Source organism: Streptomyces pactum, from assembly GCF_016031615.1.
Taxonomy (GTDB): Bacteria; Actinomycetota; Actinomycetes; order Streptomycetales; family Streptomycetaceae; genus Streptomyces; species Streptomyces pactus.
The window spans coordinates 6,185,453-6,210,750 of the sequence record NZ_JACYXC010000001.1 but is presented as its reverse complement, the minus strand read 5'-3'; the positions used below and the strand labels follow the sequence as shown (position 1 = coordinate 6,210,750).

General features: G+C 76.4%; 21 protein-coding genes. 16 read left to right on the top strand and 5 right to left on the bottom strand.

The genetic code is table 11. The features are described from left to right. Positions 1-559 precede the first annotated feature (559 nt). From IHE55_RS32770 to IHE55_RS24505, 3 genes are all read left to right on the top strand, one after another. Entirely contained in the window at positions 560-1,132 is a 573-nt protein-coding gene (locus IHE55_RS32770; protein ID WP_197991004.1) for a helix-turn-helix domain-containing protein, read from the top strand. A 107-nt stretch (positions 1,133-1,239) separates the two neighbouring features. Further along, positions 1,240-2,121, top strand: coding sequence for a LysR substrate-binding domain-containing protein (locus tag IHE55_RS24510; RefSeq protein ID WP_197992225.1), 882 nt, complete (start codon positions 1,240-1,242; stop codon positions 2,119-2,121). 461 nt (positions 2,122-2,582) lie between these two features. Beyond that, positions 2,583-4,409: an AMP-dependent synthetase/ligase gene (locus tag IHE55_RS24505; protein ID WP_197991003.1), complete on the top strand. Its 1,827-nt coding sequence runs from the start codon at positions 2,583-2,585 to the stop codon at positions 4,407-4,409. Between the two features lie 360 nt (positions 4,410-4,769). On the opposite strand, the gene IHE55_RS24500 is transcribed toward IHE55_RS24505, so the two are convergent. Further along, positions 4,770-5,663 (bottom strand): class I SAM-dependent methyltransferase, encoded by an 894-nt coding sequence (locus tag IHE55_RS24500; protein ID WP_197991002.1) that lies wholly within the window; start codon positions 5,661-5,663, stop codon positions 4,770-4,772. A gap of 429 nt (positions 5,664-6,092) precedes the next feature. On the opposite strand from IHE55_RS24500, the gene IHE55_RS24495 reads away from it, so the two are divergent. Beyond that, entirely contained in the window at positions 6,093-6,896 is an 804-nt protein-coding gene (locus IHE55_RS24495) for a helix-turn-helix domain-containing protein (RefSeq protein WP_197991001.1), read from the top strand. A 230-nt stretch (positions 6,897-7,126) separates the two neighbouring features. Here the strand turns inward: IHE55_RS24495 and IHE55_RS24490 are convergent, their stop codons facing one another. The 3 genes from IHE55_RS24490 to IHE55_RS24480 form a co-directional block, all read right to left on the bottom strand. Next, on the bottom strand, positions 7,127-7,549 hold the full coding sequence (locus tag IHE55_RS24490; RefSeq protein WP_197991000.1) for a hypothetical protein: 423 nt from the start codon (positions 7,547-7,549) through the stop codon (positions 7,127-7,129). Between the two features lie 118 nt (positions 7,550-7,667). Further along, positions 7,668-8,972, bottom strand: a complete 1,305-nt coding sequence (locus IHE55_RS24485) for an amino acid permease (protein WP_372442780.1) — start codon at positions 8,970-8,972, stop codon at positions 7,668-7,670. Positions 8,973-9,264: 292 nt separating this feature from the next. Beyond that, positions 9,265-11,385, bottom strand: a complete 2,121-nt coding sequence (locus IHE55_RS24480; RefSeq protein ID WP_197990998.1) for a phage holin family protein — start codon at positions 11,383-11,385, stop codon at positions 9,265-9,267. A 493-nt stretch (positions 11,386-11,878) separates the two neighbouring features. Here IHE55_RS24480 and IHE55_RS24475 point away from each other — a divergent pair, with 493 nt between their 5' ends. Both IHE55_RS24475 and IHE55_RS24470 read left to right on the top strand, forming a co-directional pair. Continuing rightward, complete coding sequence (locus IHE55_RS24475) at positions 11,879-12,661, top strand: MBL fold metallo-hydrolase (protein ID WP_197990997.1); 783 nt, start codon at positions 11,879-11,881, stop codon at positions 12,659-12,661. Then, complete coding sequence (locus tag IHE55_RS24470; protein ID WP_197990996.1) at positions 12,658-13,296, top strand: DedA family protein; 639 nt, start codon at positions 12,658-12,660, stop codon at positions 13,294-13,296. The genes IHE55_RS24475 and IHE55_RS24470 overlap by 4 nt, the downstream gene beginning before the upstream one ends. A 473-nt stretch (positions 13,297-13,769) precedes the next feature. Here the strand turns inward: IHE55_RS24470 and IHE55_RS24465 are convergent, their stop codons facing one another. Next, the gene (locus IHE55_RS24465; RefSeq protein WP_197990995.1) at positions 13,770-15,410 is read right to left on the bottom strand and encodes an FAD-dependent oxidoreductase; all 1,641 of its coding nucleotides are present in this window, start codon (positions 15,408-15,410) and stop codon (positions 13,770-13,772) included. 176 nt (positions 15,411-15,586) lie between these two features. Between IHE55_RS24465 and IHE55_RS24460 the strand changes: the two genes are divergently transcribed. From IHE55_RS24460 to IHE55_RS24415, 10 genes are all read left to right on the top strand, one after another. After that, positions 15,587-16,762 carry a SchA/CurD-like domain-containing protein gene (locus IHE55_RS24460; RefSeq protein ID WP_197990994.1) on the top strand — a complete coding sequence of 392 codons (1,176 nt, stop codon included), beginning with the start codon at positions 15,587-15,589 and terminating at the stop codon, positions 16,760-16,762. Between the two features lie 199 nt (positions 16,763-16,961). Beyond that, complete coding sequence (locus tag IHE55_RS24455) at positions 16,962-17,387, top strand: cupin domain-containing protein (RefSeq protein WP_197992224.1); 426 nt, start codon at positions 16,962-16,964, stop codon at positions 17,385-17,387. Further along, on the top strand, positions 17,384-18,652 hold the full coding sequence (locus IHE55_RS24450; protein ID WP_197990993.1) for a beta-ketoacyl-[acyl-carrier-protein] synthase family protein: 1,269 nt from the start codon (positions 17,384-17,386) through the stop codon (positions 18,650-18,652). The genes IHE55_RS24455 and IHE55_RS24450 overlap by 4 nt, the downstream gene beginning before the upstream one ends. After that, a complete protein-coding gene (locus IHE55_RS24445) occupies positions 18,649-19,887 on the top strand; it encodes a ketosynthase chain-length factor (protein ID WP_197990992.1) in 1,239 nt (412 codons plus the stop codon). The genes IHE55_RS24450 and IHE55_RS24445 overlap by 4 nt, the downstream gene beginning before the upstream one ends. Then, a complete protein-coding gene (locus IHE55_RS24440; RefSeq protein WP_197990991.1) occupies positions 19,887-20,144 on the top strand; it encodes an acyl carrier protein in 258 nt (85 codons plus the stop codon). Before IHE55_RS24445 ends, IHE55_RS24440 begins: the two co-directional genes overlap by 1 nt. A gap of 1 nt (position 20,145) precedes the next feature. Then, positions 20,146-20,610, top strand: a complete 465-nt coding sequence (locus tag IHE55_RS24435; protein WP_197990990.1) for an SRPBCC family protein — start codon at positions 20,146-20,148, stop codon at positions 20,608-20,610. Positions 20,611-20,702: 92 nt separating this feature from the next. Beyond that, positions 20,703-21,035: a TcmI family type II polyketide cyclase gene (locus IHE55_RS24430; RefSeq protein ID WP_197990989.1), complete on the top strand. Its 333-nt coding sequence runs from the start codon at positions 20,703-20,705 to the stop codon at positions 21,033-21,035. 908 nt (positions 21,036-21,943) lie between these two features. After that, positions 21,944-22,708 (top strand): hypothetical protein, encoded by a 765-nt coding sequence (locus IHE55_RS24425; RefSeq protein WP_197990988.1) that lies wholly within the window; start codon positions 21,944-21,946, stop codon positions 22,706-22,708. Positions 22,709-23,420: 712 nt separating this feature from the next. After that, entirely contained in the window at positions 23,421-23,885 is a 465-nt protein-coding gene (locus IHE55_RS24420; RefSeq protein WP_197990987.1) for a GVDTG sorting domain-containing protein, read from the top strand. A 495-nt stretch (positions 23,886-24,380) separates the two neighbouring features. After that, complete coding sequence (locus tag IHE55_RS24415) at positions 24,381-25,100, top strand: class F sortase (RefSeq protein WP_197990986.1); 720 nt, start codon at positions 24,381-24,383, stop codon at positions 25,098-25,100. Positions 25,101-25,298 lie beyond the last annotated feature (198 nt).

Genomic DNA, 25,298 nt, shown 5'->3' with positions numbered 1-25,298 from the left:
CCTTCCTCGGGCGCCGGTGTCCTCGGCCGCCCGGACGGCCTGGTCCCGCGGCGGACAGCCGCGGCCAGGAAACTGAGATCACTATAGGACACAAGGTTTCCTGAGCGGAAGGGGGCGGGAGGCGTAGGCGTGGCCCTCGGTGGAGGGTGGCGACCGGGCCGCCGTGAGCGGCCGCACCGGAGGAACGGCGGGCACCGGTGAGCCGGCCCCCCGCGGCCACCGGTGCCACGGAGCCACCCCCGTGGACGTCACCCTCCGCCAGGACGGCCCCGGTCACCGCGGTGACGGGCCCATGCCGCGACGCGGCGCCGGCCGCGGGGAAACGAGCCCGTCGCGACGGCGGCGGCCCCGGCCGCGGGGCCGCCGCGCCCGTGTCACGACGCCGGCGGGCCGGGTCGCGGCGACGCCCCGAGGCGGGCGCCCGGCGGCGCGCGGGGGCTTCCGTACTACGATTCCGGCCTGACCACCGCGGCCTGGCCGAAACGGTCCGCCGGCCCGGTTCCGTCCGCCGATTTCCGGCCAGGGCGGCGGGTCGCGGGGCGGCGGGAAAGGACGAGGTGTGATCAATCGGGTGCGGCAGTTGCGCAAGGAACGGCTGATGACGCTGGAGGCGCTCGCGGAGCGCTCCGGGGTCACCAAGAGCTACCTGTCCAAGATCGAACGAGGTCGGAGCACCCCCTCGATCGCGATCAGCGCCGCGCTCGCCCGCGCCCTCGACGTCCCCCTGGACACCCTCTTCGTGGACGCCGAGCAGCTCACCGACGTCGCCGTGACCCGGGCCGGCGAGCGGCGGGCACTCACCCCGGGCGAGGGGCCCGGCCCCCGCTACGAGGGCATCGCGCTCCAGGCCGGCAGCAAGCGGATGACGCCGTTCATGCTCCACCCGCCGCACGACGCCTCGGCCGTGCCGTTCCGTGACCACCCCGGCGAGGAGTTCCTCTTCGTGCACACCGGGCGGGCCGAACTCCTGCTCCCCTCCGGCTCGGTCGAGCTGGAGCCCGGCGACTCGGCCTACTTCCGGGCCACCACACCGCACAAGGTCCGGTCGCTGAGCACCGAACGCGCCGCGGTGCTGCTGCTGGTCTGCGACGACGGCACCGGACCGGAGACCCCGCACCCGCACCTGCCCTGACCCGCGCGCGCCCGCTTAGCCTGTACGGCATGGACACGGGCCGGAGCGGTGCGCGGGGGACGACGGCGGGACAGTCACCGGCCGGCCCGCCGGCACCCGCCGCGCCGATGTTCGACCCGGTGCAGCTCCGGACCTTCCTGACGGTCGCGCAGACGCTGAGCTTCACCCAGGCGGCGCACCGGCTCGGCCTGCGGCAGTCCACCGTCAGCCAGCAGGTGCGCAAGCTGGAGGCCGCCGCCGGGCGGCAGTTGTTCGGGCGCGACACCCACGGGGTGGAGCTGACCGAGGACGGCGAGGCGATGCTCGGCTTCGCCCGGACCATCCTGGAGGCCAACGAGCGGGCGGCGAACTGGTTCACCGGGACCCGGCTCCGCGGCCGGCTCCGGTTCGGCGCCTCGGAGGACTTCGTGCTGACCCGGCTGCCGGAGATCCTGGAGGGGTTCCGCCGCGACCACCCCGAGGTGGACCTGGAGCTGACCGTGGAGCTCTCCGGCACCCTGCACGAGCGGTTGCGCGCCGGCCGGCTGGACCTGGTGCTGGCCAAGCGGTCCGAGGACCGGCCGCAGGGGCGGCTGGTGTGGCGGGACCGGCTGGTGTGGATCGGCGGGGAGCGGCTGCGGATCGACCCGGACCGCCCGGTCCCGCTCATCGTCTTCCCGCCGCCGGGGCTCACCCGGGCCCGCGCGCTGGAGGTGCTGGAGCGGCACGGGCGCCCCTGGCGCATCGTGTGCACCAGCGGCAGCCTCAACGGCCTGGTCGCGGCCGCCCGCGCCGGGCTGGGGGTGATGGCGCACACCCGTGGCCTGATCCCGCCGGGGCTGGTCCGGGTCCCCGAGCGGGCGGGCCTGCCGGACCTGGGCGCGGTGGACTTCGTCCTGCTGCACGGCGAACGCGGCCGGCGGGACGGCCCGGCGCGCGCGGCGGCGGAGGCCCTGGCCGCCGCGGTGCTGGCGGGCGGCGACCGGCTGCAGCGAGCCCCGTCCCGGTGACCCACCGGGCCCCTCCCGGCGACCTTCGGACTCACCCGGTGACCCTGAGGGCCTCCGGCCCGCACTCCCGGCGCCCCCGCGACCTCCCGTCCCGCGCCCCCGGCACTCCCGGTCTCCGGCCCGGCCCCGGCACCCCGGTCTCCGGCCCGGCCCCCGGGCGTCCCTCGGTCCCCGGCCCCGGCGGCCCGTGCCCGGCACCGGTCCGCCGGGTGAACCCCACTCGCCCGACGGCTGAAAATCGATGGAGCCTGTGCGGTCCGCGGAGAGATTCGGTGCAGAAATCAGCCACGTCAACCGGTGTCGCTGGTCATCAATCATCCGATCTTCAGCCGAAGTGCCCCGGTTTTCCCCACTGACAAGGGCATATGCACGTACGTTCCGCGGGGTGGCGGCCACTCCCGGCGCCCCGCGCCATCCGGTACGGTCGCGGCGCTGTGCGGAGCGCTTCGAGGAGCACGTCATTGCGCGAGATCACCGTCCCTGCCTCGGCGACCGTCCCCCACGTGGGCGGACTGGCGGACGCCGTCTTCGAGCACGCGGCCGAAACCCCGGAGCTGCCCGTGCTCGCCCGCCGCACCGCGGACGGGGGGTGGCGGGACGTCACCGCGGCCGAGTTCCGCGACGAGGTGCTGGCGCTCGCCAAGGGACTGCTCGCCGCCGGCATCCGGTTCGGTGACCGGATCGCGATCATCTGCCGGACGCGGTACGAGTGGACGCTGTTCGACTTCGCGGTCTGGACGGTGGGCGCGCAGAGCGTGCCGCTGTACCCGACCTCCTCCGCCGAGCAGGTCCGCTGGGCACTGCACGACGCGAAGGTCTCGGCCTGTCTGGTGGAGCACGAGGACCACGCGATGACCGTCGGCTCGGTCATCGACCGGCTGCCGGAGCTGCGGCACCTGTGGCAGCTGGACGCGGGGGCGCTCGCCGACCTGGTCGCGGCGGGCGCGCGGGTGGACGACGTGGCGGTGGACCGGCACCGGCTGGCCCTGACGCCCGACGCGACCGCCACCGTCATCTACACCTCCGGGACCACCGGCAGGCCCAAGGGATGCGTGATCACCCACGCCAACCTGATGGCCGAGTGCGACAACATCGTCGCCCGTTACGCGCAGGTGTTCCGCAACCGCCCCGGGGAGCCCGCGGCCACCCTGCTGTTCCTGCCGCTGGCCCACGTCTTCGGCCGGATGGTGCAGGTCGCCGCGATCCGCGGGCGGGTGAAACTCGGTCACCAGCCGGAACTCAGCGCCGCCGCGCTGCTGCCGGTGCTGCGGTCCTTCCGGCCGACGTTCGTGCTCGCCGTGCCGTACATCTTCGAGAAGGTGTTCGCGGCGGCGCGGCGGCGGGCGGAGGCGGAGGGGAAGGCGGGGCCGTTCGACAAGGCCGTCGAGGTCGCGGTGCGGTACGCGGAGGCGCAGGAGGCCAAGGCGTTCGGCACCGGCCCGGGGCCCGGGCCGGCACTGAGGGTGCAGCACCAGATGTTCGAGAAGCTGGTGTACGGCAAGGTGCGGGAGACGCTGGGCGGCCGGGTGCGGCACGCGATGTCCGGCGGCTCGGGCATGGAGCGCCGGCTGGGGCTGTTCTTCGCCGGTGCGGGCATCACCGTCTACGAGGGGTACGGGCTCACCGAGTCCACCGCCGCGGCCACCGCCAACCCACCGGAGCGGACCCGGTTCGGCACCGTCGGCAAGCCGATCTCGGGCACCTCGGTCCGGATCGCCGAGGACGGGGAGATCTGGGTCCGCGGCGGCCAGGTGTTCTCCGGCTATCTCGGTGATCCGCGGGCGACGGCGGCGGTGCTGCGGGACGGCTGGCTGGCCACCGGCGACCTCGGCTCGCTGGACGGGGACGGGTATCTGACGATCACCGGGCGGAAGAAGGAGGTCCTGGTCACCTCCGGCGGCAAGACCGTCTCCCCGGTGGTCCTGGAGGAGCGGGTGCGGGCGCATCCACTGGTGTCCCAGTGCATCGTGGTCGGCAACGACCGGCCGTACGTCGCGGCGCTGGTGACGCTGGACCCGGAGGCGGTCACCCACTGGCTGCTGATGTGCGGCAAGAACCGGATGCGGAGCGACGAACTGGTCCGGGACCCGGACCTGGAGGCCGAGATCCGGCGGGCGGTGGTCGCCGCCAACACGCAGGTCTCGCACGCCGAGTCCATCCGCACCTTCCGGATACTGGCCGCCCAGTTCACCGAGGAGCACGGTCTGCTGACGCCGTCGCTGAAGCTGCGGCGGAAGGCGATCGAGCACGCCTACGCGTTCGAGGTCGACGCGCTCTACCACGGGTGAGCCGCGGCCGGGGCCTTCCCGCCGGACCGGTCCCTTCGCGGCGCCGGCCCCGGCCGGTCCGCGGGGCTGCCGGCCGCGGCAACCGGCCGCCGCGGGCCCCGCCACGGGACCCGGCCGCGGGCCCCGTCACGGGACCGGCCGCCGGACCGGTCACGGAACCGGCCGCGGCGACCGTCCCCGCCGCGGACGCGGAACCCGGGGACGCGGACCCCGGGGACACCCGGGGGCACGGGACTCGGGAACGCGGGCCCGAGGACGCCGAACGTCGGGAACGCGGAACCCGGGAAGCGGAACCCAGGGGCGCCCGGGGACGTACCGGCCGGCCCGGCGGCCGCGCCGGCCGGTACCGGTCCGGTGCCGTCAGGCCGCCGGGCGGACCCCGGTGTGCACGGTCTGCGCACTGAGCAGGAACACGTCGGGACGGCGCAGCACCCCCGCCGCGTCGTCCGGGTCGATCAGCCGGTCGAGGGTGGCCCGGTCCTCGGCGTCCAGCTCGTCCGCCAGGACCTCGCGCGTGCGGGTGAGGTCGGCGTGGACGAAGCGGCGCACCGAGTCGTCCAGCGGCGCGGGCACGTCCAGCAGGAAGGTGCGGCTGCGGACCTGCTCCAGGCCGGCCGCGGTGAGCAGGGCCGGCCAGTCCTCCACGGTCTCCCGGGACCCGGGGAGTCCGGCCCGCATCCGCCGGAACCAGTCCTCGGCGACCGCGTCCAGCCGCGCCTCCAGCCCCGGGCGGCCGATACCGAAGTCGCGCGGCAGCCGGCGGGCCGGCAGTCCGCCCTCGGCGACCGCGAGCACCCCCGACGGGCGGAGCCGGCCGGCCAGGGTCGCCACGGCGGCCCCCTGGTCGCCCACGTGGTGCAGGGCCTTGCTGGACCAGATGAGGTCGGCGTCGCCGATGTCGGGCAGCCCGTCGGTGATGTCGGCGTGCACGGTCCGCAGCCGGTCGCCGACGCCGGTCCGGGCGGCGCGGTCCCGGGCCCGTTCCAGCAGCGCGGGCTCACCGTCCACGGCCACCACCTCGGCGGCCGGGAACGCGGTGGCGAACAGGCAGCCGGCCACGCCCGGGCCGCTGCCCACGTCCCACACCCGGCCGACGGCCGTGGCGTCCCGGCCGGTCAGGCCGCGGAGCCAGTCGGTGACCTGCTCCAGGAGCGGGATGCTGATCTCGGCCTGGGCCTCCAGGTGCGGGCCGAGGTCGTCCCAGTCCAGATCGGTGGTGTCGTGGTGGTGCCCGTGGTGGTGGTGCCCGCTCATGCTGCCTCCGTGTCTCGTTCCGGACGTGCGCCCCGGCGGCCGGCCGGGACGCCCGCCGTGGCCGTGGTACGCCCGCCTGCCCGTGGAACGCCCGCCGTGGCCGTCCCCGTCCGCGCCCAGCGTGTCCGGACGGCCGCCGGGTGCGCAATTCTCGTTGCCGTTTCCGCAACGCCGCCGCGACCGGGCCGTGCCGGGCGGCAACCCGACAGGGACGACTGGGACCGGACCGGGCCGGGCCGGGCGGGCCGGCGTGGACGACGAGAACGACGGCGGAACGGGCCGGCCGGCGGTACCGGCGCGGGACGGGCGGGTGCGCACCCGCGCCGCGACCGGTCCGGCGGCCGACGGACCGGTCACCGCCCAAGGGGCCGCCCCCGGCCCCGCCGCTCCCCCGGACGGGACACCGCACCGTTCGGCTACCGTTCGGGCATGACAACTGTCGTGGTTGCCCCCGGAGTCGGCGCGCTGTTGCGGGAATGGCGGGAGCGGCGCCGGATCAGCCAGCTGGAGCTGGCGCTGCGCGCCGACTCCTCCGCCCGGCACATCAGCTTCGTCGAGACCGGCCGGTCGCGGCCGAGCGAGGAGCTGCTGCTCCGCCTCGCCGACCACCTCGACGTACCGGTCCGGGAGCGGAACGCGCTGCTGATCTCCGCCGGTTACGCCCCGCGCTACGCCGAGACCTCACTGGACGCGCCGACGATGAGCACCCTGCGGGCGGGCATGGACCAGCTGCTGCGCGCCTACGAGCCGTTCCCGGCGCTGGTGACGGACGGCCGGTACGACATCCTCGCGGCGAACGCCGGCATCATGGCGCTGGTGGACGGGGTCGCGCCGCACCTCCTGCAACCCCCGCTGAACGGGATGCGCATCACCCTGCACCCCGAGGGCCTGGCCCCACGGATCCGGAACCTGCGGGAGTGGCGCCGCCATCTGCTGGACCAGATGGAGCGGCAGCTGGCGCTGATGCGGTCCGCTCCGCTGCGGGCGCTGTACGACGAGGTGGCCGGCTATCCGCTGCCGGGGACCGGTGGTGACGAGGTGGCGGCGGAGTCCGAGCACTGCCCGTTCGCCCTGCCCATGGTGATCGAGCACGACGGGCGGGTGTTGTCCTTCATCTCCACCATCGCCACGTTCAACACCCCGATGGACGTCACCGTCTCCGAGCTGGCCATCGAGACGTTCCTGCCGGCCGACGCCGCGACCGCGGCGTATCTGCACCGCCGGCCGGCCTGACGCCGCACGGCGGACGGGCGGCGCGGAACCGTGGGCCCCGGCCCACGGCGGGGCGGGGCGGCACTGCGCCCCCGGACCCGCGCCCCGGACCGCGCCACCCGCGCCGGCGGGACCCGCCGACGGGGCCCGAACCCGGCACACGGCAGCAGCGACGGGCACACGGCAGAGGCGGCCGGCGCACGGCGGAGGCCCGGCGCGCCGCCGCGCGCCGGGCCCGTTCCGCTCCCGGGTCAGCCGCCGGCCGTGGCGCGCAGCGCGCCGTACTGGAGGGCGGCGAAGCCGGCGACGGTGGCCCCCTGCAGCAGCGTCCAGACGGTTCCGACGGTCGTCGGGGACAGCCACAGGAACAGCGCGACGACGCTGAGCACCGCCCACAGCGCATTGGCCTCCACGACGCAGCGGACGCCGAACGCGGGCGGCTGCGGGCGGGCGGCCAGCAGGCCCACGCCGGCCGCGAAGACGGTGAGGAACGCGCCGAGGCCGATCAGCAGGGCCCGCTCCACGCCCAGCAGGTCGCCCAGCGGTCCGGAGGCGGCCAGGTAGGCCAGTCCGTTGCCGCCGGTGACCACAGCGTCCAGGGCGAGGAAGCGGCGCAGCCAGGTGCGGGAGGCGGTGGCGGGGACGGTGGCGGGGGTCGCGTGGGTGGTGGTCATGACGGTACCTCCGGCTGCGGTGGGTGCGGGTGTGCCCGGATGTCCCGGCCGGAGTGCGCCGGCCGGGACATCCGGTGCCTTCACCCTGCCGCCACCGGCGCGCGGGGTCGATTACGCGTCAGGTAATGGCGGCGTCCCCGGCGCGCCGCCGCTTCCGGGCGGCCAGCCAGGCGTGGAGGAGGACGCCGGCGAAGAGGAACAGCACGCCCTGGTAGACGGCGGCGTAGCCGGCGCCCGCCACCAGCCAGAAGGAGAAGCCGAAGCCGGTGACCGCGAGCAGCACGTCCAGGGCGAAGCGGCCGCCGCGCACCCGGTCGGACCGGCCGGAGACCAGGAAGTACAGCTGGGCGCCGCAGGCCAGCAGGTAGGGCACGGTCGCCGAGAAGGTGGTGATCAGCACCAGGACCTCGAAGACGCGGTCGGAGGAGCCGAGGTGGTTGATCACGGTGAGCAGCGAGGCGAGGACCGTGCCGATGAGCACCCCGGCGGTGGGGACGCCGCGGCGGCGGACGGCGAAGACCGCGGGGAACAGCCCGTCACGGGCGGCGGCGTAGGGGGCCTGGGCGCTCATCAGCGTCCAGCCGTTGAGGGCGCCGAGGATCGAGATCACCGCGGCCACCGCGATCAGCGTGCCGCCCCAGGCGCCGCCGAACATGGCGTCCACGGCGTCGGAGAACGGCGCGTCGGAGGTCACCAGGTCCTGGTGGGCGACGGTGCCGAAGACGGCCAGGGTGCCCAGCAGGTAGACCACGGCGGCGCCGATGGTGCCCAGCACGGTGGCCCGGCCGACGTTGCGCTCCGGGTCGCGGACCTCGCCCGCGCTCATCGCCGCGGACTCCACCCCGACGTAGGAGTACAGCAGGATGGCCGCGGCGGCGGAGAGTCCGCCCAGCGGGCTGCCGCCGCCCTCGGTGAACGACCCGAGGTTGCCGGCGTCGAAGAAGAACAGTCCGGCGACGGCGATGAACAGCAGCGGCAGGAACTTCAGCACCGCCGAGACCAGCTGCACCGCGCCCACCCAGCGGGTGCCGGCCAGGTTGGCGAGCGTGGGCAGCCACAGCGCCAGCAGCGCGACGGTCAGATCGGTGGCGCCGTTGCCGTGGCCGGGGAAGAGCACGTGGACGTAGCCGACCACCGCGACCGCCAGGGCGGCGTTGCTGACCCAGCTCATCGTCCAGTACGACCAGGCGGAGAGGAACCCGGCGAAGTCACCGAACGCCTCGCGGGCGTAGACGTACGGGCCACCGGTGCGCGGGTCGCGGCGGGCCAGCCGGCCGAAGACCAGGGCGAGTGCCACCGCGCCCACGGTGAGCACGGCGAAGGCGAGCAGGCTGACCGTGCCGTACGGGGCGACGGAGGCGGGCAGCAGGAAGATGCCGCCGCCGATGATGTTCCCCATCACCAGCGCGGTGGCGGTGGGCAGCCCGAACCGCCGGGCGGTGCCGGACGGGGCGGGGGCCGCGGGCGGCGAAGTGGCCGGGGCGCTCGCCGGGACCGGGACCTGTGCGGCGCCGGGGGGCGGGGGGGCCGGGACGGTGCAGGGGGGCGGGGGGCCGGGGGACGGCACCGGGGCCGTCCCCGTCGGGGACGCGGGCGGACGGCGGGTGGGGCTGTGGTGCATGGGGTGGTGCTTCTCTCCTGGGGCCGCGGCTCGGCGATGGCGCGTGGGTGCCGAACGCCCAGCCATGGTCAGGGATGGAAAGCATCCCGCCAAATCACCGGGTTTTGTCCGGTATCACTCGGGTGATGGCCGGAAATGGTGTGGTGATCTCGTCGGTCAGCGGTGATTCCTCCGCGGGCACCTGGGGGCCGTGCGCCTCGTCCAGCCAGCGGCGCAGCACCCGGTGCACCGCCTCGGCGCCGACCGGCGGGCTCCCGTCGAGGGTGGGCGGGGTCAGCTCGCGGGGCCACAGCAGGAAGGCGTCGCTCTGCGGTCCGCCCAGGCCGCCGTGCGAGCCGATCTGGCTCTCGAAGGCGTGCACCTCCCCGGTCTCCGGACGGTACGCCGAGTTGATCATGATGTCGGCGGTGTGCGGGAACCGGTCGGTGCGCCGGACCGCCTCCACCGCCCCCTCACCGAACGGGGCCAGCGGGCTCTCCTTGATCACCAGCCCGCTGTCGAGATGGTGCTCGGCGCCGCCCGCGCCGAGCACCACCGGGCCGTGTTCGGCGGACCGGACCAGCAGGAAGCCGATGCCGGGGTGGTCGGCGAGCACCCGCAGCAGCGACGGGTGGCGGGCGTCGATCTGCTCCCGGGTCATCCGCCCGGGCACGTCGGGGAAGGAGACCAGGCCCAGATTGCCGGAGGCGAGCACCACCGGCCCCCGCCCGCCGCCGGAGCCGTCGCCACCCTCCCTCTCGGGGCGGCGCAGCGCGGCCCGGGCGGTGTCGCGGGCCTCCGCGCCGGAGGCGGCACTCCGGGCGCGGCGGGAGACCGGCAGGCCGCAGCCGGCCCGTACCAGGTCCTCCAGGGTGAGGCCGAAGCGGTCGGCGAAGGGCTCCCCGGGGCTCTGCCCGTGGTCGGACAGGAGCACGATGCGGTAGTCCCGCGGGGCGTGCTCGGTGACCTTGGCGATCAGCGCCACGGCCCGGTCCAGGCGGCGCAGCACCTGGTGGGTGTCGCGGCTGTACGGGCCGGAGTGGTGGGCCACCTCGTCGTAGGCGACGAGGTCGGCGTAGACGGCGGTGCGCCCGGAGAGGATGTCGCCGATGACCGCGGCCACCACCACGTCGCGCTCCACGACGGTGGCGAAGGCCCGGATGAAGGGGTACAGGCCGCCGCGGCGCAGGCGCGGGGTCTCGCGGCGCAGCCGGGCCCGGGTGGACTGGCCGATCTCCCGGAACACCTCGGCGATGAAGGAGCCGGCGGTGCGGGTGGCGTTGGCGGGGTCGGAGAAGTAGGCGAAGTAGCCGGACCGGGAGCGGTTGTGCCGGCCGCGCCGGGCGGCGACGGAGAGCACCAGGGCGAGCTGGTCGGCACCGCCGGTGAACAGGTTGCCTCGGCTGGCGCCGTCCACGGTCAGCAGCCCGCCGTCGCCGGTGCGCGCGGTGGCGCGGCGCTGGAGCTCGGCGGCGCTGGTGGGCCGGTTGCTCACCATCACCTGCCCGGTCTCCTTCTCGTACCAGCGGAAGGCGGGGACGTCCTCGGTGGAGCCGTGCAGGATGCCCAGCTGGCTGGCGCCGGTCTGGCTGGACCAGTCGGTGCGCCAGGGGGTGAGGGCGTGGGTGGTGCGGTGCCAGCGGGCGACGGTCTCCATCAGCGGCCGCTTGCCCCGTACGGCCGCGCTGAGCACGTCGTGGCCCACCCCGTCGAGCTGGAGGAAGACGGTGCCGGGCGGCGGCCGGTGCCCGTCCTGACGGCCGAGGGAGCGCCGGCCGCGGCCGGCCATCCGGGCCAGCCGGCGCCGGTACGCCCCGTCGTCGCGGACGGTGAGGAAGGTGCTGGTCGCCGAAGAGGCGGCGGACATCACGGCGGCGACCACCACGGCGGTCTCCGGTTCCGCCGAGCCCCGGCCGTCGGGGAGCAGGCTGAGCGCTATCAGCAGCAGCGAGCCGTTGAGGACGAACACCAGCAGGCCCAGGACGAACGCCGGGACCAGCAGCAGCGCCCGTACCAGCAGCGGCCACACCAGGGCGCCGAGCAGGCCGAAGGCCCCGGCGCCGAGGGCGGCGGTGACGCCGGTCCGGGTGGCGCTGTCGCCGTCGGCGGACTGGAGCCGGAAGTCCGGGAGGGCGGCGGCGAGCACCAGCATGGTCAGCGTCGAGACCGCCCACACCGCCAGGACCCGCAGAGCCGTGCCGCCCACGGACCGCCAGCCGGGCCTCCGCATGCTCATTCCACCTCGTTCCGCCGTTCCCGCCTCCCCAGCCTGTCACAGCCCCGCAGGTGCTCCGCGCCGCGGACGGGGGCCGGGCCGGGGCCGCGTGCCCAGGGGTGGGCGCCCCGGGCCGCGCGTCGGGCCGGGGGTGGGCGCGGGGGGCGCGGTCCCGGCGGGCGGCACGGCCGGGAGGGGGCGGGTCGCGCCGCCGGACCGGCGCACACCCCGGGGCGGGGGTTCGGCCGCACGGCCCCTGGGGCCGGCACGGCCGGGCGAGGTACGGGCCCTCCCCCTGCGCCCCGGGCGGGCGGGGTCCGGACGGGAGAGGTTCCCCAGGACGCCCCCGGAACCCGGCGCACCCCGGGCCGGGGTTCGGGCCGCGCGGTCCGGGGCAGGCGGGGGCCGGGCGCCGGTTCCGGCGGGTGCGGCGGGTGCGGCGGGCGTGCTCGTCGGCCCGTGGCGGGCTGAACTAGGCTCGGGGGGTGCTCGATCGGGCGACAGGAGGTTCCGGGTGCCGGTGGAAGTCACCTGGTGGGGTCATGCCACCGCGACCGTGCGGGACTCGGACGTCACCGTACTGACCGATCCCCTCTTCGCGCGGCGGCTGGCGCATCTGCGGCGCCGGCGGGGCGCGTTGCCGCCCCCGGCGGCGGCCGTCGCCGATGTCACGCTCGTCTCGCACCTCCACGCCGACCACCTCCACCTGCCCTCGCTCGCCCGGCTCGGCGCCGGCAGCCGGCTGGTGGTGCCGGCCGGGGCGGGTGCGGCGGTGCCCGGGCTGCGGCGGGTGGCGGCGGCCCGCCGGCTGCGGGTCACCGAGGTCGCGCCGGGCGACGAGGTGCGCGTCGGCGAGGTGCTGATACGGGCGGTGCCGGCCGCGCACGACGGACGGCGGCTGCCCTACGGGCGGCGCCGGGCGCCCGCGCTGGGCTACGTGGTGCACGGCGAGACCACCACCTACTTCGCCGGGGACACCGGGCTCTTCGACGACATGGCGGCGGTGGTGGGCCCGTGCGACGTGGCGCTGCTGCCGGTGGGCGGCTGGGGCCCGTACCTGGGGCACGGGCACCTGGACGCGCGGCGGGCGGCGCAGGCGCTGGCCCGGCTGGAGGCGCGCAGCGCGGTGCCGGTGCACTACGGCACGTACTGGCCCATCGGGATGGACGCGGTCCGGCCGCACGAGTTCCACTCCCCCGGCGACGACTTCGTACGGCACGCGGGCGAGCTGGCCCCGGACGCGGCGGTGCACCTGCTCGGGCACGGTGACACCGCGCTGCTGGAGGCCGCCAGGTGATCGACGATCTGGCGGGCGCGGTCCGCGCGGTGCCGCCCGAGTCCACCCAGCAGGCGGTCGGGTACCCCTCGCTCTTCCTGCTGGTGGTGCTGGGGGCGCTGGTGCCGGTGGTGCCGACCGGCGCGGTGGTCAGCTCGGCGGCGGTGGTGGCGCTGCACCAGACCGCGCCGCTCTCCCTGCTGATCGTCTTCGCGGTGGCGTCGCTCGCGGCGTTCTGCGGGGACCTGGGCCTGTACTGGCTGGGTGAGCGCGGGGTGCGGTCCCGGAACGGGTCGCGGTGGCTGGCCCGGATCCAGGAGCGGGCGGCGCCGGAGCGGCTGGCGCAGGCCCGGGACCGGCTGGAGGAGCACGGGGTCACGGTGCTGGTGCTGTCCCGGCTGCTGCCGGCCGGGCGCATCCCGGTGATGCTCGCCTGCCTGCTCTCCCGGATGCCGGTACGGCGGTTCGCCCGGGGCGCGCTGCCGGCGGCGCTGGCGTGGGCGGCCACCTACCAGGTGATCGGGATTCTGGGCGGTTCGCTGTTCGCCGAACCGTGGGAGGGCGTGGTGGCCGCGGTGGCGCTGACCGTGGTGGTCGGCGCGGCCCCGGCCCTGTGGCGCCGGGCCCGCCGTGCCCACCGGGAGCCGGCCGGCTGACCCGCCCCCCGCAGCGAGCCGGCCGGCCGGTCCGCCCCGGCGGGGCCCGGGATCCCGGCCCGGCCGGGCGAAGCGGTGACCGGCCGGGGCGGCGGGCCGGGGTCGGTCCGGCCGCACCCGGCCCGCCGGGCGGAGTCGCCGGGTCGGCGCACCGTCCCTGCCGTCGCCCCCGGCCGGCGCGTCCCCGCACCGGCCCCGTCGTCCCCCCGGCCCGCGCGCCCCCGCACCGCACACCCGCGGCGTACGCCCGGTACCCCCGCACCGCCCTCGCCCCCTCTCCACCCTCGCGCCCCTCCCCGTCCCGCACCGTCCGCCCCGCGCTTCGGGGACACCGGGCCGCCCACCACCGGGCCGCCCGGCACCCGGCCGCCGAGCGACGGCGAAGCCGCCGGGCCCCGTCCCCGTCACTCACCTTCCCGCGCGCCCCGGGCCGTTCCCGGGGCCCGCGGAGCGCCGGCCCCGCCCCGCCGGCGTCAGGCGCCCAGGGACAGGACCGAGGAGAGGGCCGCGGTGAGGGCCTGTTCCGGGTCGGCGACGGCCCCACATGACCGCCAGGCGACGAACCCGTCCGGGCGCACCAGCACCGCACCGTCCTCCGCGGTGCCGTGCGCGCCGGCCCAGTCCGCGCCGGGGACCGGCACCAGGTCCGCGTCCGGGCCGTCGCCGACCCGGTAGCGGTCGAGCGGCACCGCCAGCCGGGCGGCGGCCCGGCCGGCCGCGGTGTGCCAGGCGGCGCCGGCGGCGCCGGTGAGCAGCACGCAGCGGCGCTCGTACAGGTCGAGGGTGGAGATCCGCACGCCCGCGCGGAGCAGCCACAGGTGCGGGGCCCGGCAGCCGGGCGCGCCGGACGGCTCGAACCGCTCGGGCACCGGCTGCTGCCCGGGGTCGGCGCCGACCACCGCGCCGTGCGGGTAGCGGTAGCCCAGGGCCACCGCGAGCACGTCGCTCTGCCGGCCGGTGGTGGGCGGGGCCGCGTACCCGGGGTGGCTGTGTTCGGCGGAACGGGCGGCGGCCCGGGCGCTGGTGGCGACGGCGACCGGCCGCCGCTCGGCGCCGTAGCTGGCCAGCAGTCCGGGTCCGGCCCAGCCGCCGAGCACCGCGGCGAGCTTCCAGGCGAGGTTGTGCGCGTCCTGGATGCCGGTGTTGGAGCCGAACGCGCCGGTGGGTGCCATCTCGTGGGCGGAGTCCCCGGCGAGGAAGACCCGGCCCTCGCGGTAGCGCTCGGCGACCCGTTCGGCGGCGTGCCAGGCGGCCTTTCCGGTGATGTCGATCTCCAGGTCGGGCACGCCGGTGGCGGCCCGGATGTGGGTGGCGCACCGCTCGTCGGTGAACTCCGCCAGTTCCTCGCCGTGCTCCGGGTGCCAGGGGGCGTGGAAGACCCAGTGCTCGCTGTTGTCCACCGGCAGCAGCGCGCCGCCCGCGTCGGGGTTGGTGAGGTAGCAGGCGATGAACCGGTCCGCGCCGACCACCTCGGCCAGGCGCTTGGCGCGGAAGGTGATGCTCACGTTGTGGAACAGCTCGCCCCGCCCGGTCTGCCCGATGCCCAGGTGCTCGCGGACCGGGCTGCGCGGACCGTCGGCCGCGACCAGGTAGGCGGCGCGGACCGTGTACCGCCGGCCGGTGGCCCGGTCGGTGAGGCGGGCGGTCACCCCCTCGGCGTCCTGCTCGAAGCCGGTCATCTCGGTGCTGAAGCGCAGGTCGCCGCCGAGGTCGCGGGCGGCGCGCAGCAGCACCGGCTCCAGGTCGTTCTGGCTGCACAGGCACCAGCCCTCCGGGCTGATCCGGGCGAGCCGGCCGCCCGGGTCGATGTCCTTGAACAGCCAGCCGCGGTCCCCGGAGGTCAGCGAGTGGGCCTGCAGGATGCCGTGGTTGTCCGCCAGGACCGAGGCCGCCTCCCGTACGGCGTCCGCGACCCCGGCGGTGCGCAGCAGTTCCATGGTGCGCACGTTGTTCCCCCGGCCCCGGGGGTGCAGGGAGGTGCCCGGGTGCTTCTCGACCAGCAGGTGCGGGACGCCCAGGCGACCGAGGAAGAGCGACGTGGACAGGCCCACCAGGGAGCCGCCGACGATCAGGACGGGCACCGGGGCGTCGGTGTGCGGGGCATGTGGCGTCATTTCCTGGCTATGCCCTGCCACGCCCGGGACTCCGGTGAGGCAGGCCGCCCGTTCCCCCGGATGGATCACACGTCTCGCGCCATCCGTGGGAGCGCTCCACGATCGGGAAGCGGGTGGCGCACCCTTCGGCGGCGCACCCGGCGGAGGAGCGGCGCACCGCGAAGGAGATGTAGATCATGAGCACCCTGTCCGAAACCCCCCGGCCCCCGCGCACCGGCGCGCGCGGGGCCGCGGCCACCCGTCCCGCCCGTACCTCGCGGGGCGCCTCCGGTGCCGACGCGCGGCTGCGGGTGGTGCTGATGTTGGAGGTCCGCCACGGCGCCCAGCAGCGCTTCCTGGACGCCTACGACCAGCTGTGCCACCAGGTGGCGGAGGTCCCCGGCCACATCAGCGACCAGCTGTGCCAGTCGATCGACAACCCGTGCCAGTGGCTGATCACCAGCGAGTGGGAGAGCGCGGCGCCGTTCCTGGCCTGGGTGGAGAGCGAGGAACACCGCGAGATGGTCAAACCGCTGCACGGGTGCGTCAACGACACCCGGTCGCTGCGGTACACCGTCATGCGGGAGACGACGCACGGCCCGCTGGGGCCGGTGACCACCGACGGACTGCTCACCGAACCCAGGGTGGGCGACGGCGTGGTGCGGCACGCGCTGACGTTCACCGTGCGGCCGGGCAGCGAGCACACCGTGGCGGAGATCCTGGCGGCGTACGAGCCGCCCGAGGCCCGGGTGGACGACTCGACCCGGCTGCTGCGCACCTCGCTGTTCATGCGCGGCAACCGGGTGGTGCGGGCGGTGGAGGTCAAGGGGGACCTGGTGGCGGCGCTGCGGCACGTGGCGCGGCAGCCCCAGGTGCGGGCCGTGGAGGAGGCCATCAACCCGTACCTGGAGGTGGCCCGGGACCTGGACGACCCGGAGTCGGCGCGGGACTTCTTCCTGCGCGCGGCGCTGCCCATGGCGCACCACCGGGCGGTGTCCGGGCTGCGGCCGGCGGGAGTGCGCCGGCACGCGCTGCTGTACCCGGTGCGCACCGGGTGCGGGGCGGCGGTGGCCACCTTGCTGGAGCGCCAGGACGAGCTGGCCTCGGCCGACCGGTCCAACCCGGTGGTGGCCGCCACCATCTTCCAGCGGGACGACCTGGTGATGCGGATGGTGGACTCCACCGCCCCGCTGGAGCGGCACGCCTCGCTGGCGCTCGGCATCGCCGGCCGGCGCGCCGCGGCGGTGCTCGGCCGCCTGGTGGACCTGGGCCCGGACGGCGAGCTGTCCGACGAGGCCGGGCGGCGCCGGTTCCTCGCCCGCTGTCTGATGTCCCCGGTCACCGACCGGCGGGCGGCGCCCGAGGACCGGTGACCGCGCCGCCCGCCCCGCGGCCCGCCGCCGGCCGGCACGGGTGTCACGCCCCGTGCCGGCCGGCCGCCGGGCCCCGGTCCCACGGCGGCCCGGCCGGCCGCCCCGCTCTGTCCTCGACCGCACCGTTGTCGACCGCACCGTCCTCCCCGGGAGGTATCGCATGACCAGCCAGCAGACCCCGACCACCACCCCCGCGGCCATGGCGCCGCGTGTCGTCAGCCTGGACGACGTGCCGCCCAACCGCCGCCGCGGCGGCGAGACCCGCGCTCTGCTCACCCCGACCACGGCCGGCGCCACCAGCGGGTTCATGGGGCTCGGCGTGATGGGGCCCGGGGAGCGGATCACCGAGCACTACCACCCGTACTCGGAGGAGTTCGTGTTCCTGGTCCGCGGCGAGGTGGAGGTGGACCTGGACGGCACCCCGCACCGGCTGGTGGCCGACCAGGCCCTGCTGATCCCGCCGTTCATGCGGCACCGGTTCCGCAACGTGGGGGACGGCGAGGCCCGCCTGGTGTTCCACCTGGGCCCGCTGGCGCCCCGGCCCGACCTGGGCCACGTGGACACCGAGGAGCTCGCGGACGGGGCGGGCGCCCCGAGTGGTGAAGCGGCCCGGGGGGCGTCGTGACCCGGCGCGTCGCGGTCACCGGCGTCGGGGTCGTCGCCCCGGGGGCGGTGGGGACCGGCGCGTTCTGGGAGATGCTGACCGCGGGCCGTACCGCGACCCGCACCATCTCGCTGTTCGACGCCGGCGCCTTCCGCTCCCGGATAGCCGCCGAGTGCGACTTCGACCCGGCGGCGTGCGGCCTGGGCCCGGACGAGGTGGCGGCGGCCGACCGGTACGTGCAGTTCGCGATGGTCGCCGCCGACGAGGCGGTGCGCGACGCCGGTCTGGACATGGCCGCCGAGGACCCCTGGCGGGTCGGGGTGTCGCTGGGCACGGCGGTGGGCGGCACCACCCGGCTGGAGCACGACTACGCCCTGGTCAGCGGCGAGGGTGCGCGCTGGGACGTGGACCACCGGCGGGCCGGCCCGTTCCTGCACCGCGCGTTCTCCCCCAGCGCGCTGGCCTCCGGGGTGGCGGAACGGTTCGGCGCGCACGGCCCGGTGCAGACCGTCTCCACCGGCTGCACCTCCGGGCTGGACGCGGTGGGGTACGCCTTCCAGGCCATCGAGGAGGGGCTGGCGGACGTGTACGTGGCCGGCGCCTCCGACTCCCCCATATCGCCGATCACGGTGGCCTGCTTCGACGCGATCAAGGCGACGTCGGCGAACAACGACGACCCCGAGCACGCCTCCCGGCCGTTCGACGCCCGGCGGGACGGGTTCGTGATGGGTGAGGGCGCCGCGGTGCTGGTGCTGGAGGAGCTGGAGCACGCCCGGCGGCGGGGGGCCGAGGTGTACTGCGAGGTCAGCGGTTTCGCCACGTTCGGCAACGCCTACCACATGACCGGGCTGACCAAGGAGGGGCTGGAGATGTCCCGGGCGATCGACACGGCCATGGACCACGCCCGGATCGACCCGCACGACATCGACTACATCAACGCGCACGGCTCGGGCACCAAGCAGAACGACCGGCACGAGACCGCGGCGGTGAAGCGGTCGCTGGGTGAACACGCCTATGCCACCCCGATGAGCTCCATCAAGTCGATGGTGGGGCACTCGCTGGGCGCGATCGGCGCCATCGAGCTGGCCGCCTGCACCCTGGCGCTGGCCCACCAGGTGGTCCCCCCGACCGCCAACTACGAGGAACCGGACCCGGAGTGCGACCTGGACTACGTGCCCAGGACCGCGCGGGAGAGACCGCTGCGCCGGGTGCTGTCGGTGGGCAGCGGCTTCGGCGGCTTCCAGTCCGCGGTGGTCCTCGGCCGGCCGGACGGGAGGTCGCGATGAACGGCACGGCACGGCACACGGTCATCACCGGTCTGGGCGTCGTCGCCCCGAACGGCATCGGCACGGACGCGTTCTGGAAGGCGACCCGGGAGGGCGTGGTGGTGCTGGACCGCCTCTCCCGGGAGGGCTGCACCGGCTACCCGCTGCGGGTGGCCGGCCAGGTGCGGGAGTTCGACGCCGGGGCGGCGGTGGAGGAGCGCTTCCTGGTGCAGACCGACCGGTTCAGCCACTTCGCGATGGGCGCCGCGGACCTGGCGATGCAGCACGCCCAGCTGCCCCACCAGGGCCTGCCGCCGTACTCGGTGGGCGTGGTGACCGCCGCCGGGTCCGGCGGCGGCGAGTTCGGTCAGCGGGAGCTGCAACGGCTGTGGGGCAAGGGGCCCAAGTACGTGGGTCCGTACCAGTCCATCGCCTGGTTCTACGCGGCCAGCACCGGCCAGATCTCCATCCGCGGCGGCTTCAAGGGGCCGTGCGGGGTGGTGGCCAGTGACGAGGCGGGCGGTCTGGACGCCTTCGCGCACGCCTGCCGTTCGGTGCGCAACGGGGCGGACACCGTGCTGGTGGGCGCCACCGAGGCACCGCTGGCCCCGTACTCGGTGGTGTGCCAGCTGGGGTACCGGGAGCTGAGCCGGTGTGCCGACCCCGAGCGCGCCTACCTGCCGTTCACCGCCGGGGCGTGCGGCTTCGTCCCCGCGGAGGGCGGCGCGATGCTGGTGGTGGAGGAGGAGCGCGCGGCGGTGGCCCGCGGCGCCCCGGTGCGGGCGCGCGTCATCGGCCACGGCGCCACCTTCGGCCGGCCCTCCGGCTGGGCGGAGTCGCGGCAGGGGCTGGCCCGGGCGATCGGTGTGGCGCTGGAGCGCGCGGAGTGCACCCCGGAGGAGATCGACGTGGTCTTCGCGGACGCGCTCGGCACCGTCGAGGCGGACCGGGCGGAGGCACTGGCGCTGGCCGACGCGCTGGGCCCCCGCGCGGCCCGGGTGCCGGTGACCGCGCCCAAGGCCGGGTACGGCCGCGCCTACTGCGGGGGCCCGCCGCTGGACGTGGCCGCCGCGGTGCTCGCCCTGGAACACGGCACGGTGCCGCCGACCCCCCAGGTCACCGAGGTCTGCCACGACCTGGACCTGGTGGTCTGCCGCCCCCGCAGCGCGGAGCTGCGCACCGCGCTGGTGCTGAGCCGGGGGCTGATGGGATCCAACGCGGCGCTGCTGCTGCGCCGCGCGGAAGGAGAGAAGTGATGGCCAGTCAACTGACGCACGAGGAGCTGGCGGCGCTGATGAAGAGCTGCGCCGGCATCACCGTGGACGCGGACCGGCTCCGCGGCGGGCAGGACGCCCCGCTCGCCGAGTTCGGCCTGGACTCCCTCGGCCTGCTCGCCATCGTCGCCGAGCTGGAACAGCGCTACGGCGTGCAGATCGACTCGCGGGCCGAGGCGTGCAAGACCCCGGGCGACTTCGTCGAGGTCGTCAACGAATCCCTCACCGTAGGAGCGTGACATGGCCGGACACACCGACAACGAGATCCTCATCGACGCCCCGCTGGACTTCGTCTGGGACGTCACCAACGACGTGGCCGGCTGGCCCCAGCTGTTCAGCGAGTACGCCTCGGTGGAGATCCTGGAGCAGCACGGGGACACCACGACGTTCCGCCTCACCATGCACCCGGACGAGAACGGCACCGTGTGGAGCTGGGTCTCGGAGCGGGAGGCGGACCGGGAGGCGCGCACCGTCTGGGCCCGGCGGGTGGAGACCGGCCCGTTCGCCTACATGAACATCCGGTGGGAGTACGAGGAGACGGCGCGCGGCACCCTGATGCGGTGGACCCAGGACTTCGAGATGAAGCCGGAGGCCCCCGTCGACGACGCCCAGATGACCGAGCGGATCAACCAGAACTCCAAGGTCCAGATGGAGCTGATCCGGGACCGCGTGGAGCAGCGCGCCCGCGCCCGGGTGGGGACGTGACCGCGGGGACGGGGGCCGGCCGGGACGCCACGACCCGCCCGGCACCGGCCCGCGGCGGGGACGGCCCCCGGGAGCCGGGCGGCGGGCGGCCGATGCACCGCAGCCTCATCGTGGCCCGGATGCGGCCCGGTTCCGCCCCCGACATCGCGGCGGTCTTCGCCGAGTCCGACGCGCGGGGCGAACTGCCCCGGCTGATCGGGGTGACCGGCCGCAGCCTGTTCCAGTTCGGTGATGTGTACCTGCACCTCATCGAGGCGGACGCGCCGCCCGGCCCGCGGGTCGCCGACCACGCCGGGCACCCGGAGTTCCGGGACATCAGCGAGCGGCTGTCGCCGTTCGTGGCCGCCTACGACCCGGCGACCTGGCGCGGTCCGCGGGACGCCATGGCGCGGGAGTTCTACCGCTGGGACCGGGACGGGGGCTGACCGCCCGCCGGCCCGGGCGCGCCACGCCGGCGTGCCCGCCCGCGCCCGCCGGCCGCCCACACGCCGGCCCCGCGTCCCCCGCACCGGCCGCCGGCGCGGGGGACGTCCCCGTCCGCGCCGGCGGTGCGGGGGCGTCCCGCCCGCGCGCCGGGTGGGGCGGCGCGGCTTCCCGTGCGGGCTCCGTGCGGGTCGGCGCGGGAGCCCGGTCACCGTGCCGCACGGCCGCCGGTCCGTGCACCACCGCCACGGTGGTGAGCGGGCCGGCGGCCGTACCCGCGCCCGGGGACGGCCGCCGGGACGCGGGCGCGCGGGCCGGTCCGCCACGGTCCGCCGGGATGCGGGCGCGGGCTGGTCCGCGAGGGTCCGCCAGGACGCGGGCGCGGGCTGGTCCGCGGGGGGCCGCCGACGGCCGGGAGTCGCGCTCGACGCTCGGTGGTCGGCGGTCGGCGGTCCGGCACCACCGTGAACCCGCACGGCGTCGCGCGTGAAGCCGCCCGGTGCTGCACCGGCGTGCGCGACCGCGGGACCCGCCGGACCCGTCGGCGGGTCCGGCGGACGGAGGCCGGCCGGTTCCGCGCGCCCGGCGGCACCCGGTTGGCCGGGTGCCGCCGGGCGCACCGGACCGGTCCGGTGCGAGGACGGCGTCGGGGAACCATGCCGCACGGGCACTCGTCCTCACGGACAGGGCCCTGCCACGCGGGTGCGGTGCGGGGGTGCGGCGCCGGAAGGTGAGGTGCGCAGCCATGGCAGGCACGCCGGCAGCGAACGATCCCGGGCGGCCCGTGCCGCCATCGCCGGGGCCCGTGCCCCCGCCGGCGCCCGTGCCGCCACCGGGGGGTCACCGCGGCCCCGGGGGCGCCGGGGCCTGGCCACCGCTGTGGCCGCTCCTGAGCCGGCTGCCCCACGGCGTGCTGCTCGTGCTGTCCCCGGTGCTGCTGCTGTCGTCTCCCCTGCTGGTGCTCTACACCCTCGCCCGCAGCGCGCGCCACGTCGCCCGGCGCCTCGTCGGGGGCGGCGGCCTCGCTCCCCTTCACGATCCGGCCGTGGCGCGTGTGAAGACCCTGCGCACGTGGACGGCGGCCGTGGTGTCGCTCGCGGTGCTGGCGGCCTACGGGAGCGCGACGGACCACCTGGACGACCGGATCTCGGAGCACTGGGCCACGCTCTTCCTGACGCCCTGGCTGCTCATCGCCACCGGACCGGTCGTCTTCGCCGTCCTCATCCGGTGGGCGCCACCCCCGCGCCGCCGGGCGATGCGGGCCGCCCTGCGCGTGCCGCTGCGGGAGTTCGGACGCTTCATCGGGGTACTGGCCGTCATCGCGGCCCTGTTCACCGGCTTCTTCGTCGTCACACCCGATGAGGTGAGCGGCCTGCCCGGTCTGCTGGTGTTCGCGGTGGTGGTGCTGGGCATCCCGTGGGCACTGATGGTGATCCTGTTCGCGTCGGTCGCGGTCGCCCGGACCGGTTTCGGCGCGGCGGCGGTGCACCCCGCCGCGCCGGCCGTGCTGACGAGCGTTCTGGTGTGGGAGTTGGCGGCTCTCGGCGGGCTGCCCGGTGGTCCGTCGCCGCTCGCCTGGCTGCTGCTCGTCGGCGGTCCGGCCACGGTGACGGCCATCGCCTGGTGGGAAGTGGTGCGGCTGCGCTCCCGGTACGGAGTGAGGCTGCGCGGCTGACCTCGGCTGTTCGCGGCTGTTCGCGGCTCACGGACGCACGCCCGGCCCGGTGCCGCGGGGGCCGGCTGTCAGGTGCCCCGGGCCCGCGCCGCCCCGGCCCCGGCGTTCGCGGTGCCCGTCGCGCGGTCCCGCCGGCCATCCCGCGTGTGCTGTTGCCTCACCCCCTGCACCCCGTGCGCGGAGGCCGGGTCCGCGCCCCGCACCGGGGCAGGCGCACGGGTGCGGCGCGCGGCCGGGGCCGCCGGGCGGGCGTGACGGGCGCGCGGGCGGAAGCTGCTGCACGGCGGGGCAGGCGGGTGCCGACGGCGGCCCCGCCGCAACGGGAACGGGCGTGACCGGCCGGGCACGGACCCCCGCCGCACCCCGTATCGCCGCCCGCCGGTGCCCCGGACGGCGGCGCCGGGGTGCGGCGGGGCGGCGGGCGCGGTACGCGTGCGGGTACCCGCGCCGCCGCCCCTCCGCAGCCGTGCCGGGAAGGGCACGGGCGTACGGGCGGCCGAGCGGCACCGGCCGGAACGCCGCCGCCGGACCCCTGCTGCCAACGGGTGACGACACGCCGACGCGGCCACCCGGAGGGCGCACACCGCCACTCGAATGCGCCGGTGTCCGGTGGCGGCACCCGGGGTTCTGGCTGACGGTGAGAAAGGCGGCTCCGTGATCCCCCTCAGCTGACAGATGGTCAGTAGTCCCGGAGCGCCGGAAGGAATTAACCATGCGTTCCACTCGCACGCTCATCGCCGGTGCGGCTCTCGGCGCCGCTCTGGCCCTGGGTGGCCCGGCGGCCGCCTACGCGGCCACCGACCCCGGGTCCGACCACGGGTCCGACCACGGCTACTCCCGTACGCAGGACGGCTCGAACAGCCAGGACTCCGGCTCCTCCTCATCCTCCGACTCCCGCCGCGACGAGCAGGGTTCGTCCTGGCAGGGCAAGGAGGGCAGCAGCCACCACGAGGAGTGGCAGCAGAAGCACGGCGACCACAAGTCGTGGGAGGGCAAGGGCAAGGAAGGCGGCTGGAGCGGCCACCACAAGCCGCACGGCGGTGTGCACACCGGCGGTGGCGGGATGGCCCTGGACAGCGGCAGCGGTCTCGCCGCGGGGGCGGTCCTGCTCGCCGGTGGGCTCGGCGCCGGCGTGTACGTGCTGCGCCGCCGCACCCCGGCCGGCAAGGCGGTCTGAGTCGCGGCCTCTTCGGAAGTCCGTCCAGCCAGCCGTGGTCACCGCCGTTCACACCGGCGGTGACCACGGCGCTGTCGCTCCCCGGGTCCGGCCGCGGCGCACCGGCCGCCCGGGGAGCGGCTCGCCCGTCCGGCGTCCGCCACCCGTGCCCGGAGCGGGTCCCGCCGGTGCCCCGGCGGGCCGGCGGCGCCCGCCCGCCCGCGCCTTCGCACCGACCGCCACCGACCGCCGGCCCGCGGGGGGAGGAGGGCAGTTCGCCGGCCCGCACGAAGAGCCCGCCCGCTCCCCCGCACCGCACACCGCACCCCGGCCGGTCGCGGCCCGGCCGGCCCGGCGTGGCTGGCCGCCACCGCGTCCGGCCGGGCCCGTAGCCGCCCCTCCCCCGTCCCGTCCGGCGCGGAGCACCCGCCCCACGACCGTCGACAACCCCCCACAACCGGTCACGCCCCCACAACCGACCTCGACCGACCGGCCCGAAGAAAGGCAAACGCTGCCATGGTGGAACACCCCCCGCAGGCGGACGCCGGAGAGCCCCCGCACCGGGACGCGGCGGCCACCCCGCCGGACCGCCGCGACAACAGCGCGCGCATCCTGCGCTGGGCCGCCGCGGCGGCCCTGGTCGGCGCGCTGCTGGTCTACAACTCCGTCGACGCCTCGCCCGACTCCCCTCCCGACAAGCCGGCGGCGAGCGCCTCGGCGAAGGGTGGCGGTGCCTCACCGGCACCCAAGCCCAGCCGGGGCCCGGCGCTCCCGCGCTCGGCGCCCGTACGGCTGGCCGTCCCCACGGTCGGTGTGGACGCGCCGTTCACCGAGCTGACGCTGAACGCCTCCGGTCAGCTCAACGCCCCGCCGGACGACGACAACAACCTGGTCGGGTGGTTCCGGGAAGGGGCCTCCCCCGGTGAGCGGGGCAACGCGATCGTGGCCGGGCACGTGGACACCAGGACCGGTCCGGCGGTGTTCTGGGCGCTCGCCTCCATCAAGCCCGGGGAGAAGGTGACCGTGACCCGGGCCGACGGGATCGTGGCCACCTTCGTGGTGGACGAGGTCGAGACGTTCGACAAGGACCACTTCCCCGACGAGCGGGTGTACGGCGACACCCCCAACGCCCAGCTGCGGCTCATCACCTGCGGCGGCTCCTACGACCGCCAGGCCCGCGACTACACCGCGAACGTGGTGGTCTTCGCCCACCTCGACTCGTTCGCCTGGGCCTGACGGCACCGCGGCCCGCGCCCCGGTCCCGGCGACCGCGCCGGGACCACGCCGGCGGCACCACGGGCCGCCGGCGGTCCGTACCGGCGGCGGACACGACGCACCGAGGCGCCCCCTCCCCCGCACGACACGCCCGCACGACACGGACCGGGCCGGCCGTACGTCGCCCCACACGGTGGGACCGGACGTGGACGTGACGCG

What these genes read in the sequence shown, in the direction of transcription:
- IHE55_RS24500 (WP_197991002.1), bottom strand. Translation starts at nt 5,663, where the DNA reads ATGAGCGGGCACCACCACCACGGGCACCACCACGACACCACCGATCTG.
- IHE55_RS24460 (WP_197990994.1), top strand. Translation starts at nt 15,587, where the DNA reads ATGAGCACCCTGTCCGAAACCCCCCGGCCCCCGCGCACCGGCGCGCGC.
- IHE55_RS24490 (WP_197991000.1), bottom strand. Translation starts at nt 7,549, where the DNA reads ATGACCACCACCCACGCGACCCCCGCCACCGTCCCCGCCACCGCCTCC.
- IHE55_RS24435 (WP_197990990.1), top strand. Translation starts at nt 20,146, where the DNA reads ATGGCCGGACACACCGACAACGAGATCCTCATCGACGCCCCGCTGGAC.
- IHE55_RS24415 (WP_197990986.1), top strand. Translation starts at nt 24,381, where the DNA reads ATGGTGGAACACCCCCCGCAGGCGGACGCCGGAGAGCCCCCGCACCGG.
- IHE55_RS24440 (WP_197990991.1), top strand. Translation starts at nt 19,887, where the DNA reads ATGGCCAGTCAACTGACGCACGAGGAGCTGGCGGCGCTGATGAAGAGC.
- IHE55_RS24480 (WP_197990998.1), bottom strand. Translation starts at nt 11,385, where the DNA reads ATGAGCATGCGGAGGCCCGGCTGGCGGTCCGTGGGCGGCACGGCTCTG.
- IHE55_RS24430 (WP_197990989.1), top strand. Translation starts at nt 20,703, where the DNA reads ATGCACCGCAGCCTCATCGTGGCCCGGATGCGGCCCGGTTCCGCCCCC.
- IHE55_RS24510 (WP_197992225.1), top strand. Translation starts at nt 1,240, where the DNA reads ATGTTCGACCCGGTGCAGCTCCGGACCTTCCTGACGGTCGCGCAGACG.
- IHE55_RS24445 (WP_197990992.1), top strand. Translation starts at nt 18,649, where the DNA reads ATGAACGGCACGGCACGGCACACGGTCATCACCGGTCTGGGCGTCGTC.
- IHE55_RS24455 (WP_197992224.1), top strand. Translation starts at nt 16,962, where the DNA reads ATGGCGCCGCGTGTCGTCAGCCTGGACGACGTGCCGCCCAACCGCCGC.
- IHE55_RS24465 (WP_197990995.1), bottom strand. Translation starts at nt 15,410, where the DNA reads ATGACGCCACATGCCCCGCACACCGACGCCCCGGTGCCCGTCCTGATC.
- IHE55_RS24420 (WP_197990987.1), top strand. Translation starts at nt 23,421, where the DNA reads ATGCGTTCCACTCGCACGCTCATCGCCGGTGCGGCTCTCGGCGCCGCT.
- IHE55_RS24495 (WP_197991001.1), top strand. Translation starts at nt 6,093, where the DNA reads ATGACAACTGTCGTGGTTGCCCCCGGAGTCGGCGCGCTGTTGCGGGAA.